Origin of the sequence: Bacillus sp. FSL E2-8900, assembly GCF_037966225.1 — a bacterium.
Classification (GTDB): Bacteria; Bacillota; Bacilli; order Bacillales; family Bacillaceae_G; genus Bacillus_A; species Bacillus_A cereus.
The window spans coordinates 2,325,778-2,343,297 of record NZ_CP150193.1 but is presented as its reverse complement, the minus strand read 5'-3'; the positions used below and the strand labels follow the sequence as shown (position 1 = coordinate 2,343,297).

The following is a 17,520-nucleotide window of genomic DNA, read 5'->3' as shown; positions in this document are numbered from 1 at the left end:
TTTTACACCCTCTTCTTTGTTAATTTAAGTAATACTTTGCTTAAGCTTTCTTCCGTAAGATCCTCTGCATCAGCAAAATCTGATACCGTAAAAGCAGACTCTGTTGTTGGTTTATTTATAAGTTGACGGAGATGCCTTAACATACCATCTGCTATCACTTGAATTTTTAATTTAGAAAACTGTTCCCTACTATACATCCAAATAAAATGTAACTTTTCATCTTTCACCATTCCGATAACTTCAATTAGATGAGATGGTTTGGAATCTGGAGCATGATCTAAAAATGTAAATCCTGTCTCTTGCATAAACAAAGAGTCCCTTGAAAACACCTGATCAAATTGGCCCAAATAGTTAAAGCTTATTGAAGGCTTTTGCTGATAAAACGGAAGTAATCCTTTATTCAAGTAACGTAAAATACCATAGTCAACTCCGCGATTTGGAATTCGACGTAATTGTTCTTTGACAGCCTTTAACCCTTCAATAGGTGTTTGAGTTCCTTGAAAATTGAGATGAACGGGATAAATACTCGTGAACCAGCCCACTGTCCTTGATGAATCAATACCTTCAATCATCTCTTCTCTTCCGTGTCCTTCTAGATGAATAGAAACGGTTTGCTGATTTGTACAATCGACGATAGCTTGTCCTAATGCCGTTAATAGTACCTCATCAATCCTTGTCTTATGAGTGACTAGAACTTCGTGTAACAATGTTTGTGTTTCTTCTATTCCTAAAGTCCTCGTCACTTGATCAATCGATTCTTCTGTCGTTTCTTGTATTGGATAGTCCATTGGAATTTTCATCGTTTCTTTTTCTACTTGTTCATTCCAATAATCCTTTACTTCTTTTGAAATACCCGAATCACTGTATGTCTGGAGTCGTTCAGACCACTCTTTAAAAGATGTACTTTTCGCAGGTAAGCGAACTTCTTGACCTTGTTTCATCTGGTTATATACCACCTGTAAATCTTCCAATAGAATCCTCCATGACACTCCATCTACTACTAAATGATGAATCACCCAGAATATTCGATCATTTCTAGTCAAGTTATCTTCAAAGTACACTACTCTCATTAACGGACCATTAACTAAATTGAAACTAGCTTGATTAATGTTCATCTCTTCTTGTATTATTTTATTCCACTCTTTTTCATTAACTTGATTACGTTTTACAACATGGAGTACTGACAGCTCATCAGTCCCTTCATTTCTCTGCCTCCACGTTCCGTTTGGTAACTGTTCGTACCGGAAACGTAAAGCATCATGATGTTTCAGTAAATTTAATATCGCTCCCTCTAGTAATTTCACATTCAATCTTTCTTTTACTCTTAAAAGCATTGATTGATTCCAATGCTCTGTATGTGGATGTTCTTGCTCGAAGAACCAGCACTGAATTGGAGTAAGAGGCACATCACCTATCACAATTCCCTGCTCCGCTTGTACTCCCTGCGTTTCTATAGCCACTTGTGCCAGCTCAGCGATAGTTGGGCATTCAAACATTTGCTTTGGAGTAAGTTTTAACCCCACTTGACTTGCTTGAGATATGATTTGAATACTGAGAATCGAGTCGCCACCAATTTCAAAGAAATTATCATAGATTCCCACCTTTTTAACACCTAATACTCTCTTCCAAATGGTAGTTAGTATCTGTTCGTTACTATTCCGAGGGCCAACACATTCACTATTAATCTGCGTTTCCTCCGGCATAGGTAAGGCCTCACGATCAACTTTACCGTTAGCTGTAAGTGGAATAGCTTCCATCGCCACAAATCCCGAAGGAACCATATAACTTGGTAGTTTCGCTTTAAGATACTCTCTCCACGCATCTACATTTCCATCTCCATCTCCTACAACATATGCTACTAATCGTTTATCGCCTGGCTGATCTTCTCTTACAATTACAACTGCCTCTTTTACATATGCATATGTATGTAAAGTAGACTCAATTTCCCCAATCTCAATTCGGAAACCACGTATTTTAACCTGATGATCAATTCTTCCACGATAATCTAGATTCCCATCTGGCAAATACCTCGCTAAGTCTCCTGTCCGGTATAATCTTGCTTTCAGATCACTACTAAATGGATGAGATATAAAACGCTCTGCTGTTAATTCAGGTCTATTTAAATACCCACGTGCAAGCCCTGCCCCGCCAATATAAAGTTCACCATCGACACCTATAGGAACAGGTTGTTGATAAGCGTCTAGTATATACACTTCTAAATCGGGAATCCGCTTTCCAATATTACTTCTTGAAGCATGCTGCACATCATCTAGAGTAATTGGATAATATGTAACATGAACTGTAGTTTCTGTAATTCCATACATATTAATTAACTGTGGATTTTTCTCCCCATACCTTTTAAACCACGGTAACAAGCTAGTAGGTTCTAACGCTTCTCCGCCAAATATGACATAACGCAGCTGCAAATTTTTATTCTTATCTTCTTGTTCACACACTCGTATTAATTGTCGAAATGCGGAAGGTGTCTGATTTAGAACTGTGACTTCTTCCTCCACCAATAATTGATAAAAATCCTTAGGTGATCGACTAATCCAGTACGGAACAACAACTAATTTTCCACCATATAATAATGCTCCCCAAATTTCCCATACTGAGAAATCAAATGCATAAGAATGAAAAAGCGTCCAAGTATCTTTTTCATTAAACTGATACCAACAATCCGTCGATTTAAATAACCGAATGACATTGTGATGCTCTATCATAACGCCCTTTGGATTTCCCGTTGATCCCGAAGTATAGATTACATATGCCAGATTTTGGGGACCGACACTAGAAACCGGCAAAGTCTTACTTTCTTTCCCCATCTCATCTTGATCACGATCCAGGCAAATCGACTCAACATTTTCTGGTAACCAGTTCAATTCTTTTAAACTTTCTTGCGTTACGAATAACTGAATGCTAGCATCTTCTAAAATATATTGAAGTCGTTGCTCTGGATATGTTGGATCAAGTGGGACATAAGCCCCACCAGCCTTCAAAATCCCTAAAATACCTACAATCATCTCGTGGGAACGTTCAACGCACAGTCCAACTAAAGTATCAGGTCCTACTCCTTTTTTCTGCAGATAATGAGCTAACTGGTTTGCACGTTCATTAAGCTCCTTATAAGTAATTTTTTCTTTTTCATACGTAACTGCAATAGCATTTGGATAAATCATCGCTTGCCGTTCGAACATTTCATGAATAGTTACTTGAGGCGGGACATCCAGTTTAGGATTGTTGAACTCAACTAAACTTTTTCTTTTATCTTCCTCAGAAATGATTTCTATTTCAGCCACCTTCTGCTTTGGGTTTTCAAAAGTGTTTTCCATTATCGCTAACATCACGTTAAAAAACTGTTTTATCTCTTCCTTAGAAAATAGCTCCTCACGATAATCAATATGTACATGTAAAGAGTCTATATCAATTAGATTTTCAATATGCACTGCAAAATCTTGTACTTCTTCACGGTTTGGAATCCATAGTGAGTCACCACTTTCATCACGATCCCTATAATCAATCGTAGTTCCGAAAAGTCTCACATTACTGTTATTCTCTTTATTAATCCGCTTTAATAACAAATCAAATGGATATTTCTGATGTCTTAATGATTTACTTTGTTTTCTGGACACCCTACTAATAAATGAAAGTACTTCTTCTTCTGGATCAATATCCATTCTTAAAGGAACTGTACTCACCATCATTCCAATCAATTTTCGTTCCATTTTAGTCATACGGTTGCCGTAAGCCATTCCTAAACCAATATTAAGCGATGAGGTCCACCGATACATGGACAACGAGAAAGCAGCAACAAAAAGGGTGTATAAACTAAATTTGTAATCTTCAGAAAATTTTTCTGTCTTTCTCTTCAAATGCTCCGTTAATATAAACGTCTCACGTGATGCTTTGGTACTAACTTGGTACGTATTATAAGGCTTCAATCCAGTCGCAGATGGCAGTGTTTTAAATTCCTCTAACCAGAATTTTTGATCTTTTTGAAAGCGACTACTATTCAAGTATGTTTGTTCATTGGTCAGAAATTGAACATATGAATTTTTAATTTCGCCTTCTTCATTCTCGTTATGCATGTCATAATAATATTTTGCAATCTGCTCAGTAAATATTTGAATTGATAAACCATCCATAATAATATGATGAACATTTCCAAAGACTGCACATTCATTATCGTTTAATTTTATTAAAGCGAAATAGTATAAATTCGAATTAAATAATGTAAACGTTTCTTTTGTTTTCTGCTCAATCCATTCCTCAAGCAAATTTGTATTCTCCACATTACTGAAATCAAAAAACTCAAATTCTTGTTCTTCATGTTTAGTAAAATATTGTTTCGGTTCCTGATGCCCATTTTCTTTTAACCTAATGCACAGACCGTCATTTTCGCTGATAACGCGATTCACAACTTGGTTTAATTTTGAATAATTCATTTTCCGATGAAGTTTAAATAAAAATCTTAAATTACATATTCCTTTATCAGAATGAATAACTTCTGTATACCATATTCTTCGCTGCGGATGGCTTAATGGATAACATTCCTCATTGGTCATAAAAATCTTCCCTTCAAAAATTATTTGCTCTTATAGGTTCGTGTTTATGTTTAGCCCATAAATATTTCTGCAGTGAAACTCCAATTACTCCAATAATAACAAGCCCAACCCCTCCATAAACATAGAGTTGAGTTACTCCAAATAAATGCACTAATGGACCACTCATAGCAGGAGAAATAATTAGAACTGCGTTTGTTAAACTGCTTTGTATACCAAATACTCTTCCTACTTGATCTTGATCGGATTCTATTTGTAAAATGACTTGATTAGATACAAGCATCAGCCCACTTCCGATACCAGCGATAAAACTAATTAAATAGGCTAAAACGAAGACCGTACCGGGCGTTATCAAACCAATCCCCCCAAAACCAATTCCCATTAAAACCATACCTCCACATACTACCCAGCCATATTGAAATTGTTTTAATTTCTGAGTTAGTAATGCACCAAGTATTCCGCCAAGACCAATAATAGAAATGATATATCCCATTTTACTTTTATCATGTGGGAATAAGCTCTTAAATAAAGTTGGGAATTGTGAGTCTACTAATTGTAATACTGCCATGGCTATTGTAACGAAAATCATGGTTGATAATATTATCCGATTAGATAACACATAACCCCACCCTTGTACCCAAGCGGTCCAAGTACTTTGTTTTTGCTTTTCAACAAATTCTTTCGATATAGTTTCTTTAAATTTTATTGTGGGTATGAGAACTAAGGTAGCTAATAAACAACTTATAGCTCTTATAATGAGGCAGAACTCTGGTTGAAACCAGCTCAGCAACATGCCCCCTATAAGTGGGCCTACTATCTTTGTACCCTGCTCTACTATTCCGTTGATACTTACTGCTTTAGTAAGCAAGTCCGGGGATACAATCTGTCTTGTTAGTGTTTGCTGTGCAGGATAATAGAAAACAATAAAAATGGAACGAATCATTAATGCTACTAAGAGCCAGTGGATATCTTGTACAAATAAAAGAGCAATTGTTATTAGACCAACCATTAGATTACAGAACATCATAATTGGAATTTTTCTAAAACGATCTGCAATAACACCTGCCCATGAGCCAAAAATAATTCCAGGAAGTGCATATGCAACAGGAATCAATCCAATCATAGTAGGATCTACTTCCCATTCAAACCCAACTATAGTCATAATCGCTAACATATCAATAAAAACACCAAGCATAAGCAATGAATAGGCAGAGAAAACCTGTAAATAAACCCTATTTCCTAATAGGCCTTTTGAATCAGTAGTTTTCATAAAAGCAAGCTCCTTAGGTTACTAATATAAACGCTTTTGCGTATAAGGTACCTCTTTATTAAACTTAATTAATCATTATTGACATCTCACCTAGAATTTAACTTCGTCAAAACTCAAACCAGTCTTGTTTTTCATATATTTAAAATAGTCAGACAAACGAAAGCGTACCTATTTCTTCATTTTTATATCAACTGTTACAAAATATATCTTTACCTTACACTAATAACAGCTAAACGTTGCCTTAATATAACCCTTTACAGTCGTTTACACATTCAATTCACATCCTTTTTAAAGTTGGCTTTTTTCTATCTCAAATACTATCACACAAATATTTCACCTACTATATTCATAAAGTTGAAATATTTGAATCAGAAAATTCGGATAAAAAACCAAATCCACAAATCATAACAAACTATTATTTATTTATATTTTCATTTTATAGATAGCTTTAACCATAAGTGTATCAAGAATTAAGTTTTTTAATTTTATTAACATAATAGTTTAAAGAGACCGTAAATCCTACTAAACAAAAAAAATATACAATAAAGTATATTTTTTTCTTATCCTACATATTTTCTATGCAAATTAATTCCAATAACTAAAGTTGATAATAAAAATATAATATTACCAATCACTAATGTACTCCTAACAAGAATTGAATAATATAGTATTAATACTTCTGCACCTACTACCTATTTTATTTATTGGATATTTATACTTCAAAAAAATTACACATCATTAACAATTAGGATACATACCCAAAATATGTTTTGAACGTTTTATTATATTTTAAGATAATATAAAATTAGTTTTTCTATAAGAGAACTTAATTTTTATGTAGTACGAAACTGTTAGTAATACAGTATATACTAATTTAGTTATAAAAACATTTAAAGACCACCTACTTCCATAAGTGATCTTTCTTTGTGATTCTGTATTTGTGCACTACTGTAGAAATATATCGTAGAAACGCTTTGTTTGCTAAATGTTTAGTTCTTTCCATTTACTAAAAAACATAGCTTCATACACTTAATATCATATTCGTTACATTGCAAACTATTATTTTGTCTTCTGTACAGGCAAACTACTAAAAATTAATTCAGCAACTTTTACATATCCTTTTGAGTTTGGATGAATTAAATCCTTAGACCAAAGCGTATTGTCATTAACTAAATGATGATTCCAAAAATCAACATGATGAAGCTTATACTCTCTGCTCAGTGAATGTATAACTTCATTTGCCTCTAATAATTGTTCTTTTATTACTTGTTTTTTTTCAGAAGCAAAAGGAAGCCTAACTGTAAAATCTGGAAGGTTTGCTATAATAATATCAGCCCCTGCTTTACTTAATGTATCTATCATAAATTCCATATCGTTCTTATATGCATCATGATTCCAACGTCCTTTTAAAACATCGTTTGCCCCTGCAATGAGACTAACCAAATCTGGATTAAAAGTTAGCGCCTTTTCCAATTGCTGCAATCGAATTTCTTTAGTTACTAACCCACGCTTTGCAAAATTGGCATATTCTATATCATTTTCACACAGTTGAACAAAATGATCTACCCAGCTTTTTAATGCAATTCCCTCAACTTCATCCCCTATCCCCTCTGTAAAACTATCGCCAATTGCTACAAATCGCTTCCACATATGTATTCCCCCTTTATTGTTAACCATATCTATACTATACAATAGCTCACACCGTAATTGTTATTTCTAAGTGGTTTTCGATTTCAATTATATTCCACTTTACTATATTTACATTTAGAATCTAAAATTGACCGATTCCTAAGTATACTTAGGAATCGGTCATATTCATATATTTACTAAAGAAATAAAATCTATCTAGAAATTATACTTTTTTCAAAAAAATTGTTGTTCTTTGTTTTGCCCAGTTGATTTCTTTTCGATTAAATGATACGAAACTATAGAAAAAAGTCTTGTCATTGCAATGCACAAAGTGAGAAGAAAAAATTACACCCTGACATTCCAAGCTATCCACATAAGAATCTATAGTGCTTTGAAACCTTTTGTTTCAAACTAATATTTAGTTGTATCCTATAAAATTAGCTTTTTACTATATCAATCGCACTATCCCACATACCACTAAAAAAAGATCCTGTTTTACGTATAAAACGTGTAAGCCAATTTGCTTGTTCCACATCAGATTTTGTTACAAGGTCTATTTGTAATGATTTACCTGATAAGAAACCAGAATCTGTATTATCTTTAGGAGAGATAATCATTTTACTAATAGTTACTCCCTCTTTAATAGGCGCTTCTTGTTCCGTATTCGATACTTTAAATTCTTTTTTATAAATGTCTTTATTGCCCTTCGGCATTGGAAGTGAAACAGCTTGCTTCGTTTGAACTACTACATCTTTGTCTTTTGCATTTGCCACTCGAACTGTTTCATGTCCTTTTATTACTGAATCTTTTCCGTAGACATTCTTCACTTCAAAATTCGCAAATCCATAATCGTATAATTTCTTTGTTTCATCAAAACGTGCCGTATGAGATTTTGCTTTTATCACTACAGAAATTAGGCGCATACCATTTCTTTCTACTGTACCAGTGAAACAATCTCCCGCTTCTGGAGTCGTTCCTGTTTTCAAACCATCTACACCTTCATATTGCTTAATTAAACCTTTTAACATCCAATTAAAGTTCGCCATATCAATTGGATATTTACCACCCTCTTGGAATGTTTTTTTAGGAATTTTTGCTGTATTTAATATTTTGGGGAAATCTTGAATAAGACGTTGTGCTAAAATTGCACAATCCCTTGCAGACATTTTATTTTTCTCGTCTAGAGTTGTCCCTTCTAGATGATATCCTTTTAAATCTTGATTTGTTAAGCCGGTAGAGTTTACAAACTTATAATCTTTCATACCAAACTCTTTTGACTTATCGTTCATCATTTTTACAAAATTGACCTCTTTACCAGCAATCTGTTCAACTAAAGCAATTGTTGCACCATTTGCAGAGTAAATTGCCATTGCCTCATATAACTCTTTTACCGTATAAGAGCCACCATTTTCTAATGGAACATTTGATAGTGAACGATCTTGCGAAATCTTATGTGCATATTCAGAGATTTTAACTTTTTGATCCCATTTAAGTTTTCCTTTATCCACCGCTTCATGAACTAAGTATTCGCTCATCATTTTTGTCATACTAGCAATTGCCAATGATTCATCTGCATTTTTTTCATATAAAATTTTTCCGGAATTTGCTTCTATTAAAATTGCTGATCCTGCTTCAACGTCTATAGCAGGAACTGTTTCCGCTGCTGCTCTTCCAATTGTAACGACCATGCTACAAAATATTGTAAGCACTGTTACTATTGCAATAACTCTCTTGCAAAACATACCTTTCACTTCTGTTACCTCCAATTTCTTTGTACTCAAAAAAAGCGTTATTTTAACATAATCCCGCAAAAAATAGACAGTGTTCTCAAATTATATATACATATAAAACGTTAGAATCGCTTTCATATAGACCATCTCATCCGACACTTTTATGTGCGCTAATACTTTGTATTCCCACACATATCCTTATTTTTAATCCCCTTATATTTTTCAAAATGATTCACACTTTCATATTTTTTAGGATTACAGTTAATAGACAATCTAAATAATACATTTGTTCCACATTTACAAAAAATAAAAAACTACACCCTATACTGGATGTAGTTTTTCTAACTGATTTATTTATTTTTCACTTCATTTTTATAAAAAGTAAATAATGGTTCGATGGATGGACTAGATAACAGCGGAATTGCCTTCTCAATCAATTTCCTATCCCAATCAAACCAACGCATTTCCATTAACATGTTTATTTCTGTATCAGTGAATCGTTTCTTTATTTCCTTAGCAGGATTTCCACCAACTATTGTATACGGCGGAACATCTTTACTTACGACTGATCCTGCAGCAACAATTGCACCTTCACCAATAGTAACGCCAGGCATTATTATAGCATTCATTCCAATCCAAGCATCACTTTTAATGACTGTATCTCCCCTAGGTTCATATGATTGTTTAATTTGCTCAGCGAATGGATATACTGTAATCCATTCTGAGTGATGATTATGATTACCCCCCATTAAAATGACTACCCCACTTGCAATGCAAACATAATTCCCAATAATGAGTTTATCAAGATGCCATCCCATCTGTTCAATTGGATTGAAAAGTGCTTGAGACTTGGCATCCCCCCACAAATACCTTACACAGCCATCTTCAAAATTTTGATGACTATAATAGCCTGAATAATAGGAGTACTCTCCCACTTCAATGAGTGGATTTGTTACTATATCTTTTATATACTGTGTTTCTGACCAATGATTAAATAATGGATACTTCATAACTTTATTCCTCGCTTCTAAGTATTATATATTTTGCTATTTACTTAGAAGCTTACTACGACAGCTACATTTTTTAGCTTTCTCAAACGACGAATCATTATCTTCAAGCCTTTCTTTTATACTAAAAAAAGCATAACGCAATACATTACCCTAGTCAAATTGTGTAATTTTGAACACATCTTAAACAGCGTAATACTGCAATAAGAACATGAAAACACTCTAACTTTGATCCAAATAATATTTTGATTACATTTAGTTCATATTTTGTAAAAAAATTTTAATTGCCATGACAAAGCAAACAATAACCACTATTGGTCGTATTAATGACGTCCCTTTTGTAAGCACCATCTTCGCTCCAATATATGATCCTATAATTTGACCAAGCATCATAATCAACCCAATTGTCCAATCGATTTGGCCAAAAATAATAAAATATAACAAAGCGGCGAAATTACTTGTAAAATTCAAGATTTTAGCATTTGCAGTTGCTCTTGTAGCACTATATCCACATAAAAGAATGAATGCTAAAGCAATTAAACTACCTGTTCCTGGGCCGAAGAAGCCATCATAAAATCCAAGGAATGGAGCCACTGTTAACGCAAACAACAACATACTTATTTTTCTCGGTCGATCTTCGTTTGCTATATTTGGAGATAATAGAAAATAAAGACCAATAATAATAAGTAAAAAAGGTAATATCATGATTAGATATTCTGCCCGTATCTGTAAAACAAGCCATCCACCGAAAACGGATCCCAAAAAGGTCATTAAGATGGACAAACGCATATCTTTGAGATTAATTTCTTTCTTCTTAATAAAAATCATTGTTGCCATGAGGGTTCCGCTACTCCCTTGTAGTTTATTAGTTGCTATCGCTACAGAAGGAGACATACCTACTAATAACATTATCGGGATAGTTATCATACCACCGCCCCCAGCAATTGTATCTATCCATCCTGCTAATACAGCTACTAAAAATAGTAGTATGAGTAATTCAATAGTAAAATCCATACAAAGAATAGGGGCAGGCTTGAGCTATTATAACCCAAACCTCCCCATCGCCCCTCCTCTCTTTAAACTAGTTAATGATATCTGTAAAGTAACTTTCTTTCTGATCACGTAATCGGCTGGAAACGTACTGCCTGCAAACAATTCTTCTTCCGTACTTATTATCTCCAATCGGGATTTTATATTCTTCCTCAGATAACCTTTCCCTACCATGAGTTACATTTGTTTGTTTACCATAGTATGAATTTGGGATAATTAATAAATCTTCAGATGTAAGTGGAACCTTATAAGTAGGCGTTGTTCGTAAGAGTTCTAAAAACATGTCAAATTTCAATTTTTCTTCTTCACTTTCTCCCACATAAATCAATCTATTTTCTGCTCCATTCAAACAAGTTGCAATAATATCACCATTGTCATCCAAAAATATAATTTGGTTTATTTCCCCTACAAATCCAGATATTTCACCATCCGCCATTCCTGCGATATGAGCAATAGGCATTTTACTTATCGCCAATATATCATCTTTACTGAAGTGATTTTCTTCAAGATGCTTTTGAAGTAATTTTGGCGTTCCAATATGAGTTTGAGTTTTTAAATTTAACACTCCTTTTAATAAAAGAGCATCAACTCTAGTAAATTTTCCACAAGTAATTTCAGACACTATTCGTTCCACGGATTTATTAAGTCTATTTGATACAATTTCTAAATTTGTATTGAATGTATTCAATCTCGCTTCAATATCTGACTGGTCTTTCATATCTGTATACACTGTGGCATCGTTATGTTGATAAAAGTTCCCGCCACCGGTGCTTGCACCGACATTTCGCAAAACTTCATCGTTATTTAAAGGCGAAATAAGATGAAATCTATTTTTCCCTGCATGTTCGGATGGGTGAATTAAAGCATCATAATTAAAAAGTGTGGCAAAAAGCCATGTGACCCATTCTGCATAAAAATATTTTTTCATTCTATCGTGTTCGTCTTCACCATAATTAAAACCTCTGCGATTTTCCCCAGGTAATAGTGTTTCTATAGGATCACATGGAGTATTTTTAATAAGGATAGGCGGTACGTTCCCACCACAATTCGCTATTTTTATCATATGTAGTAGGTTTTTCATATCTGAATTCGGATTTTTCTTTGAATAGTCAATCAAACAATTAAGCCACTCTTTTGAAAAATATGCTGCTATTTCTTGATCACAAGTATAAGGATTATGAGTTTTTAATTCATTTTCTATCAGATTCTTCATTTTATCCTTCAATAGATTCGGAATAGTAATTTCTTCAATTTCTGTAATCTGCAGTATTCCTTTATTCATTATAAAACCTCCGTTGTTTTATTTTTTACACCCTATCTTCATTAAACAAACTATCCACTTCTTTTTTACTCCTTTACTTTTCGTCAGAGCTATTAGAATTACCGATTTACAAATAAAAAACATGGAGTATAAGAGATTTCTTCTTAGCTACATTTCCCCCACGAACCTCTATTGAATTGACAAATTTAATTTGAAAATCTGATTCATTTTCATACTTTACTTTCAAACTATGTTTATATGATTTTCAATTCAAGTAAGAGTATTTCATTTTCTAAAGTTTTCCCGAGTTTAAAATCAGAATTTTCAAGATAAATATATTGACACTAAAAATATAACACGAAACCAAAAAATGTAAATAAATAGTTTTTTTATAAAAAATAGTCAGACTATTTATAAGGTAATTCGTATTTCATTGAACCAACTACGGCCTCTCAATTTTATTGATAACAATAAAAAGGTCCCCTAAATGGTGATAGAGGACCTTTTTCCAAGTATATTCTATTTTAAATTTCTTACTTACCTTTTATTTTAAAAGATATTGCTGTAACTTCTTTATTAACAGTTCCATCCCGCTTGGACTTACAATAATCTTCCCATTCGCTAACGAAATATTGCTGTCTGAAATATCCCCTGTAAGTGCACAAGCTCTTGGAGATTGATATTTTCGTAAAATAATCTGATCCTCTTCTATAAACATTTCAAGAGAATCTTTTTCTACAATTCCTAAACTCCGTCTTATTTCCATTGGAATAACAATACGCCCCATGCTATCTGCTTTACGAGTAATCCCTCTTGTTTTCATAAAATGCCACCCTTTATTTTTATCTAATATTACGGTACTTATTTTAGCAATAAACAACAATTAGGAATAGTTCGTATTACAGCACTTTTTTTAGGAATAAATACCAATTAGGAATAACTTATGTTAGAATTATTTCTTGTTTATTCTTGATTTTTAATATATTTATCCTTGATCATTTTTATATATTGTTTTCTTTCTGTTAATTCAAATATAAATAATGCCTTTTTTATGTATGTTAAACCAACTTCATTAGAGTGCTGAACTTTTAATAAAATTGCACCTTTTTCAAAGAATAATTCACCTAATAAGTATAAAGTATTCATATTTATGGCTAATTTTATGCCTATTTCACTATACTTTATTGCTTCTTCATATTGATTTGCAAGGTGTAAACATTTTGTTAACGTATGAATGAGTCTTAATTTGATTTCTTTTTCTCTAGGAAATTCTATCTTATTAAAATTAATTAAACTTTGTTTTAATATATTTATACTTTTCTCATACTCTTTATTTTCTGCATGTATTATAGCAATTGAATTCATTATGCTTATTTCTTTTTCTGATAAAAAGTTACTACTACTTAAGGTTTGTTTTAGTGCTCTATTTAAAATGTCAAAAGCATTAATTGTTGCTCCATTTACATAATATATAGCAATCGCTTCATGCCATAATAGAAATTGTTTATCTTCTTTTGATTGGAAATTATTTTCGTTTTTCTCTTTTTTCACTATTTCGTAAAGCTCATTATATTGTTTTTGTTTCACACAATCTCTCATTACATATTTTACATTTTCAATATATTTTATTTTTTTGTTTTTGGTTAGTGCAAATATATAATTTGGATCAATACCAAGTCTTTCAGATAATTGATACAACAATATGCTAGATGGATAAATAATACCTTTTTCTATCTTACTAATTTGACTTTGTGAACATATTCCATGGCATAATTCAGATTGTGACATGTTTTTTTTCTTTCTAAGTTCTTTAATAATAATACCAAGATTGTAGAATTCCATCTTTCCTCCCTCAAATGTAACACTTTATGAGTATAAGAATATTTTCCAACTTTTAATGTAATGTAAAATTAATATAGTTACAATTACTAATTATATGGATTTATAGTTTCTTTTACAAACTTGTATCACAATACGAGAAATTATTAAAATATGGTTCACTAATAATCAATGGGAGTTTTATTCATGCCCACTGATTATTAGTCCACTCCAGGCAGGCATTTACAGAGAGTCCGACTTCTTTGCCACAGCTAAATTTTGAGGTGGGTATCTTACTGTCCGCAAATAGCGAAATTAAAAGAACTAAATATGATTTTCCACCTTTATTTCTTTTAATAGTTTCTTTTGATTTTTATATAAATCATTTCGAAGGAGCGTATTTTATGAAAAGAATGTTGACCGAAAGAGAGTTAGAAGTGGCTATTTATGTAGCAAAAGGATTTACAGATGTAGAAATTTCAAAAAAAATATATGTTACCCCTCGAAGAATTTCAACGATAATTAATCATATTAAAGAAAAATGGCATATTAATTCTAGAGTAGAATTAGGTATTTTAGTTTATCATTATGGTTTTATAGATGCACCCTTATTTTCAAATAAAGAAAATCATTTATTCGAAAAGGTTGCACAATAATTGACCAAGTATAATGTGGTTCATTTACAAATAAAAACAGAAAAGTCGCTGAACTTTTATTATTTAAGGTAATTCTGTATTCTGAAGGTAATGGGCATGTATGGCTTGCTAAAAGAAAAAATATAGATTGTATTTAGATATTTTAGTAAGACTAATTGTACCAGGAACTTTTAAAAGGTAAAAACATACCTTTAGACAATGTTTCTTCCGTAACAGCAAGTATAGCTTTTAATGTAGAAAATCCATCCATTTTGATTAAGCTTTTTCAAAAAGGGTGGGTTTCTTCAGTTTATAAGTTAAGTATACCTTTCCTATAAACTGAAACTTTAATCATTCGAGCTGCCCGTTAATGCAGGGTAAAAAATAAAATAGGTAAAAATGCCATCGCATCTTTACCTATCCTATAGATAAACAGGTTCTCATAAGAAATAGAAAACTTCCCTAAACACTATAAATATATTATTTTAAATTAATTGGTTGTTGTTGAGTAATACAATGGATCATACCACCATTTTTATAAAGCTCTCTTACATCAACCCCCACCACTTTACGATCAGGATAAAGTTTTTGAATCGTCTCATTTGCTATTTTATCATTAGGGTCATTATAGTTAGGTACTAAGATAACTTGATTCGCTATATAATAATTAATATATGAACCTTTATAATCAAGTTGCTTTCCGTTTTCTAATGTAACATTATTCTTGCTTAGCGGCAGATATACATACTTGTACTTATTACCCTCAGCATCTTTTGCCTGCAACAACTTGTTAATATCTTTATCAGACGTTCCCCATTCAGCTAAATCTTTTTTGTTTAATGTTATAATAGTAGATTTATCGTGGAATTTTGCAAATCCATCAATATGAAAATCAGTAATATCTAAGTTAGGTACTCCATCTAACCAAATAAAATTTGTTACCTCAAGGTCACTAATATATTTTTCAATATATTTTTCTGACAATTTTGCATTTCTATTTTTATTCGTTACAGCACTTCTAGTTAGTAAAGCAGTTCCATTACCATCTAATTCAAATGCGCCACCTTCAAGAACAAATTTATTCCAATCAATTCTTTCAATTCCTAACTGTTTACTAAGATTCTCACGAAGACGAGCATCTTTCTTATATGGTGTTTTCTTTCCCCATCCGTTAAATCCTGGGTCTAATATCTTTAGATTTTTGTCATTATCATAAACAAAAATTGGTCCAGTATCTCTCGCCCATACATCGTCAGTAGGTGCGATAAAGAAATCAATTTTTCCCATATTTACCCCGTGATCTATTAAAACCTCAGTAATTCTTTCTTTTTCTTCTTGATCATATGCAACAATATGAACTTTTTCGCCTTTGCTTAAAGCATTTGTCATTTGAATCCAAATTGGCTCTACTTCTTGCTGATATTTTTGCCCATATGTAAATTCATGAGGCCATTGTAGCCATGTTCCTTCATGTTTGCTTTTTTCATCTGGCATTGTATACTTTCCTACTTGTTTTCGTACCTCTACTTTCTTCATATCTTTTCTTTGCGTTTTTTCAATTTCCTTCGCCTGAACTTTCTCAATCCCTTTCCCTAGAGCATAACCACTGAAAATAGATGTGGTTAGTATAGCACTCATACACAAATTCGTTATTTTTTTCATTTCTTAACCTCCTTTTCTGTCTTACTGTAAACCTTTACATAGTGTGAAGGTCAAGCTTTTCCGTTTGAATTATTTAAATATTTTAAATGTGAAGTGCAATTTGAATCGAACTCTATACAAAATAAGTAAGAATCAACTATTCCTACTATAATCATCATTTTTTCATAATATCTTACACTCTTTTTTTGTTATCCTTTTTATACCATGTACTGTATTATTTTCGAAAATAATACAGTACATGAAATTTCATATTAAATACATATATATATTTATTCAGTTTATATTTAACTATTCAAAAGCAGTTACAATTCTCTCTTTCATTTTCTGTATTACTTCACTGCTCAATACTTTTTGACCAGCAGGAAGTTTTAATATGGCAGCGGCACCTTTACTAAGGTATATTTCTTGATCATTATTTTGATTTACTACCAATATTCCTTGCCCTTCAAATTCGAAATAAATAATATCTTTTGTTTCATTTGTATTATTTTTTATTGATTTATATAATCCATATAAATCTTTACTTCTATTTTCTCCGCCCGTTCGAATCGGTTCAGTATCATTCGCAACAATCAATCCTTCTGGCTGCTCATCCTTCATAATAAACCATAGCTTTTCATTTGTTGGTAATAGTAAATACTTAAATTCAGAGCTATTTAAAATTTGCTGTGCTGGAATTGTTTCATAGATTGGTAACGAAAATGGAGATGTTGTTATTTTTTCAAAACTTAAATTTTCTGAAGAACCTCCCTTACTATATTGATAATCTTTTAATGCAATCGATTGTACTGGTTCACTTTTATTTTTTGATGCATAACTAATTTTACTAGCAAAAATAATAACAGTCATTAAGCACATGCACGGTATCACAAGCTTAAGTAGTTTTCCCATTTATG

12 protein-coding genes and 1 pseudogene are annotated in these 17,520 nt (G+C 32.3%); 1 reads left to right on the top strand and 12 read right to left on the bottom strand.

What is annotated here, in order from left to right; translation table 11 throughout:
- Positions 1-2: 2 nt before the first annotated feature.
- From NST90_RS12100 to NST90_RS12055, 10 genes and pseudogenes are all read right to left on the bottom strand, one after another.
- A complete protein-coding gene (locus NST90_RS12100; RefSeq protein ID WP_046392696.1) occupies positions 3-4,565 on the bottom strand; it encodes a non-ribosomal peptide synthetase in 4,563 nt (1,520 codons plus the stop codon).
- Between the two features lie 13 nt (positions 4,566-4,578).
- Positions 4,579-5,832, bottom strand: coding sequence for an MFS transporter (locus tag NST90_RS12095; RefSeq protein ID WP_025709611.1), 1,254 nt, complete (start codon positions 5,830-5,832; stop codon positions 4,579-4,581).
- Between the two features lie 1,059 nt (positions 5,833-6,891).
- On the bottom strand, positions 6,892-7,482 hold the full coding sequence (locus tag NST90_RS12090; RefSeq protein ID WP_025709612.1) for an SGNH/GDSL hydrolase family protein: 591 nt from the start codon (positions 7,480-7,482) through the stop codon (positions 6,892-6,894).
- Between the two features lie 202 nt (positions 7,483-7,684).
- Positions 7,685-7,806 (bottom strand): annotated as a pseudogene (locus NST90_RS12085) (acyltransferase); the annotation flags it as partial.
- Positions 7,807-7,898: 92 nt separating this feature from the next.
- Positions 7,899-9,212, bottom strand: a complete 1,314-nt coding sequence (locus NST90_RS12080; RefSeq protein ID WP_098376342.1) for a D-alanyl-D-alanine carboxypeptidase family protein — start codon at positions 9,210-9,212, stop codon at positions 7,899-7,901.
- 329 nt (positions 9,213-9,541) lie between these two features.
- On the bottom strand, positions 9,542-10,201 hold the full coding sequence (locus NST90_RS12075; protein WP_025709614.1) for a CatB-related O-acetyltransferase: 660 nt from the start codon (positions 10,199-10,201) through the stop codon (positions 9,542-9,544).
- Between the two features lie 252 nt (positions 10,202-10,453).
- The gene (locus NST90_RS12070) at positions 10,454-11,212 is read right to left on the bottom strand and encodes a TSUP family transporter (RefSeq protein ID WP_000347984.1); all 759 of its coding nucleotides are present in this window, start codon (positions 11,210-11,212) and stop codon (positions 10,454-10,456) included.
- Between the two features lie 67 nt (positions 11,213-11,279).
- Positions 11,280-12,530: a hypothetical protein gene (locus tag NST90_RS12065; protein WP_001032364.1), complete on the bottom strand. Its 1,251-nt coding sequence runs from the start codon at positions 12,528-12,530 to the stop codon at positions 11,280-11,282.
- Positions 12,531-13,053: 523 nt separating this feature from the next.
- Entirely contained in the window at positions 13,054-13,332 is a 279-nt protein-coding gene (locus NST90_RS12060) for an AbrB/MazE/SpoVT family DNA-binding domain-containing protein (protein WP_000857360.1), read from the bottom strand.
- 140 nt (positions 13,333-13,472) lie between these two features.
- Positions 13,473-14,351 (bottom strand): helix-turn-helix domain-containing protein, encoded by an 879-nt coding sequence (locus NST90_RS12055; protein WP_016512835.1) that lies wholly within the window; start codon positions 14,349-14,351, stop codon positions 13,473-13,475.
- 380 nt (positions 14,352-14,731) lie between these two features.
- On the opposite strand from NST90_RS12055, the gene NST90_RS12050 reads away from it, so the two are divergent.
- Positions 14,732-14,983: a LuxR C-terminal-related transcriptional regulator gene (locus NST90_RS12050; protein WP_000827555.1), complete on the top strand. Its 252-nt coding sequence runs from the start codon at positions 14,732-14,734 to the stop codon at positions 14,981-14,983.
- 459 nt (positions 14,984-15,442) lie between these two features.
- On the opposite strand, the gene NST90_RS12045 is transcribed toward NST90_RS12050, so the two are convergent.
- On the bottom strand, positions 15,443-16,624 hold the full coding sequence (locus tag NST90_RS12045) for an agmatine deiminase family protein (protein WP_025709615.1): 1,182 nt from the start codon (positions 16,622-16,624) through the stop codon (positions 15,443-15,445).
- Between the two features lie 288 nt (positions 16,625-16,912).
- Positions 16,913-17,515 (bottom strand): hypothetical protein, encoded by a 603-nt coding sequence (locus tag NST90_RS12040; RefSeq protein ID WP_000517265.1) that lies wholly within the window; start codon positions 17,513-17,515, stop codon positions 16,913-16,915.
- Positions 17,516-17,520 lie beyond the last annotated feature (5 nt).